This window comes from Deferribacterota bacterium (assembly GCA_034189185.1).
In the GTDB taxonomy this organism is placed as follows: domain Bacteria; phylum Chrysiogenota; class Deferribacteres; order Deferribacterales; family UBA228; genus UBA228.
Genome location: JAXHVM010000187.1, coordinates 1 through 3,391, shown reverse-complemented (window position 1 = coordinate 3,391; position 3,391 = coordinate 1). Strand labels below are relative to the sequence as shown.

Below are 3,391 nucleotides of genomic sequence, written 5' to 3'. Positions count from 1 at the left end.
TGGATAATTCTTATCCTTCTCTTTGTTTATGTCATAGAAAGGGATTAGTATAAATCCTAGCCTTGGTCCTTGAACTATAGGAGCCTTTGCACCAATTCTAAGCTGTGCACCTTTGATGTCCCCTGGCCTTAATGCCTCAGGCATAGCAGCAATACAATTCATGCATTTTACACAGTAATCGTCTTTTATAGTTAATTTTCCATTTTTATAGAAAATACATTTTGTAGGACATTTATTAACAACATTTTTTTCTATATCAAATCTTTTAGCATATTCAGCAACCTTATCTTGGTTAATTTTAATATTATCCTTCCATACACCAACAACAGACATATCTGCCCTTGCACCACTTGCTGTACAATCTATTGGACAACCTGAGAACTTTATCTTGAATTTATAGTTAAAGGGTGGTCTGTGTACCTCATCAAGAAAATAGTTGGTTATTTCTCTACAAGCGTGTAATGTATCATAACATGCCCATTCACATCGAGCAGGTCCCACACATGCACTTGGACTTCTCAAGGCTGATCCGCTGCCACCTAAATCAAAACCTAGCTTTATGATTTCTTGAAACATCTCTTCTGCTTCATCTTGTGTAAAACCTAATATTTGTATGTCACCTGTTGAACCATGAAAATTAAATATACCACCAGCATATTTGTCACAAATATCTGCTAGCTTTTTTAGAATATCACTTGTGTAAAATAGTCCAGGCGTAGAGAATATTCTTGCAGTGTGGCATTCTTTCACACCGGGGAATTCTTCTGGCACATTAGAAAACCTTCCAACAATACCACCACCATATCCCTTTACACCAACCATACCACCATGTTTCCACAGTGTTATACCTTCGTTATAGGATTTTTCAAGCTGACCAATTAAGTCATCTGTCCTTTCGCTTTTTTGCGCAGCTAATTCTAACTCTTTCACAAAACTCGGCCACTTTCCCTTTTTTAACTCATCCAATTTTGGCGTTTCATGTTTACCCATAATTACCTCCTAATAAATCATATATATAATTGTATACAATCTATATATTAAATGTCAATAAAATGATAATTATTATTTATATAAATATTATTTATATATAAATATTTTTTATTAACCATCTTTTTTTGCCTATATTATTTCGTTACTGTTATAGAAGCCCAATATGAACCGAGTATTATAACAGATAATAAAAATCCCAGTATAACATTAACTATTACACCGCTGCCAAATGCAATCCAAGGCTCTTTACCCGTTGCTGTTAATTCTCTAAAGCGTGTTGTTAGGCCTATACAGAAAAAAGTAAATATAAATGACCACGTCCTTAAGGTTTTAACAGGGGCTATAAGTAGTGGTTGTACCTTATCTAAATACACATCCAATGGTACAGCAGCAACACACATTGTTATAATTGCTGAAGCCGCAAAAAAACCTATAACAAACTTTGGAAATCTCCACCATATTTCAATAGCTCCAGCTCTCTGTGCAGTTCCATAAGTTTCCCATCTTGTAACTGCAATTATTGACATAATAAAAGCCCATAAACCTATCCACATATCCCTGCCAATTACTTTCATAAGTGTAAAAGTCCAAATAGCTACTTCAGAACCAAAGCCATGGGCACTTTCATACATTAAACCATACTGTTGAGCAGCAGCAAGTCCAGCTGCATCTGCAAATTCCGAAGTTCCGATCCACGCACCCATAATTCCTGGGTTAATATCAAACAATTTCCCAATGAATGGCAGTACAAAAATCATAACTATGGCTGCTATTATTACACACGTTATACTAATAGCAACGTGTTCTTTTTTTGCGCCTACAGCAGCTCCCATTGCAATTGAAGCTGAAACACCACAAACAGAACCCCCAGCACCAAGAACAGAGCAAAACCTCTTATCTAAATGTAAGTATTTAACACCAACATAAAAAATAGTTAAAAATGTTGTAACAGACACAATTGTTGCTTGTATAAAAGCCACAGGTCCAGCATATATAATTAACGTAAAAGGCAGGGTTGCCCCGAGAAGTACAATCCCAGTTTTTATATAGAATTCTGTTCTAAAGCCAGTATCCATCCACTTTGGCATTTTAAAAGCATTTGCTATAATCATCCCTAAGATAAGGGCTACTAGTGGCGCTTCCAAATTATAAGCACTTGCAAAGGTATTTTTTGATAATACTGCTATTATAATCGAAAATAGATAAACAAATATAAAAGATGGAATAAACTCTTTTAATTTAAATCCTAAAAACCTTATGGCAATACTAAAAACTACTATCCAGAAAAGAAAATGCATTATATAATTTCCAAAACTCCCAGAAAAATGCCTGATTACAACATCGAAAGTAGACCACTTGGAAGGATAAACAGCTAAAGGTTTTAAAGTAGAACCAGAATAGTAAAAAATCATTGCAAGTACAATTATTAGGAAAGCAATCCACACTGCCCACCAATCCTCAGTTTTCCATAATGTTTGAATACCTCTTTGAACACCAATTTTTTCTTTTGATTCATCCTTTTTTTCATTCATTTTAACCTCCAATTAATAAATAAATAATAAAATCTTAATAAAATATTCTTATAATTCATGCCTTTCATGACAGGAAACACAGTTCATTGTACCTTTACTATTATTTAATTTACCACCCCTATCAACATGGCATGCAATACAATCTGCGAATTCTTTATTTGTAGAATATTTCGGCTTAAACGAATTTGTGTGCCAATCATTTAAAATCAACACTGCCTTTTTTGCAACGTCACCAGTAACTTTTGCACATCTGTCTGAACGCTCTTTAGAGCCCTCTCTAACACCTGCTTTTTTACACCACTTAGTAACACTAACGTGGCACAATGGTGAATTTGCTATACTTTGAGTTTGATTTTTGAATTTTGAATAACTATCATGTTCTTTACTGGGAAAATTTTCCAATGTATACCAACCAATTAATTCATTTACCAACGGTTTATATTCTTTTCCAACTATTAAACCTATAACTGCACTTGCCCCATTTAATGCGCCACATAATGTGCCCCAGTCAGCAGCGCCTCCTTTACCGTAGTAGAACATGTGTTTTGGAAAGTTGATATAATTATTTTCGAATTTTTCTGCTAACATATTTAAAATCGCACTAGCAGCGCCGTAACAACACTCTCCTTCATAATAACCATCATATCCTAACTTTGAGGCTTTAACTGGATCCAATGTGCTATAAGGCCATAAATTATTTTTAGTAGATTTTTTCTTATTGCTTCCATAAACATAATCAGGTATAGATGCAGATGCCAACAAACCAGTTAATAACAATGATCCCTTAAATAAAAAATTTCTTCTGTTAAAAACAGTTTTGTCCATAAATTTTACCTCCTTCAATAAATTTTTACATAATAAAAAATTAA

At 33.9% G+C, this 3,391-nt stretch carries 3 protein-coding genes; all 3 read right to left on the bottom strand.

The genetic code is table 11. From position 1 onward, the window contains the following. Positions 1-990 (bottom strand): dissimilatory-type sulfite reductase subunit alpha (gene dsrA / locus SVN78_09610; GenBank protein MDY6821860.1); only part of this gene is annotated, 990 nt, incomplete at its 3' end. A gap of 134 nt (positions 991-1,124) precedes the next feature. Beyond that, the gene (locus tag SVN78_09605; protein MDY6821859.1) at positions 1,125-2,522 is read right to left on the bottom strand and encodes a putative sulfate exporter family transporter; all 1,398 of its coding nucleotides are present in this window, start codon (positions 2,520-2,522) and stop codon (positions 1,125-1,127) included. A gap of 48 nt (positions 2,523-2,570) precedes the next feature. Next, the gene (locus SVN78_09600) at positions 2,571-3,347 is read right to left on the bottom strand and encodes a C-GCAxxG-C-C family (seleno)protein (protein MDY6821858.1); all 777 of its coding nucleotides are present in this window, start codon (positions 3,345-3,347) and stop codon (positions 2,571-2,573) included. Between the last annotated feature and the right edge of the window lie 44 nt (positions 3,348-3,391).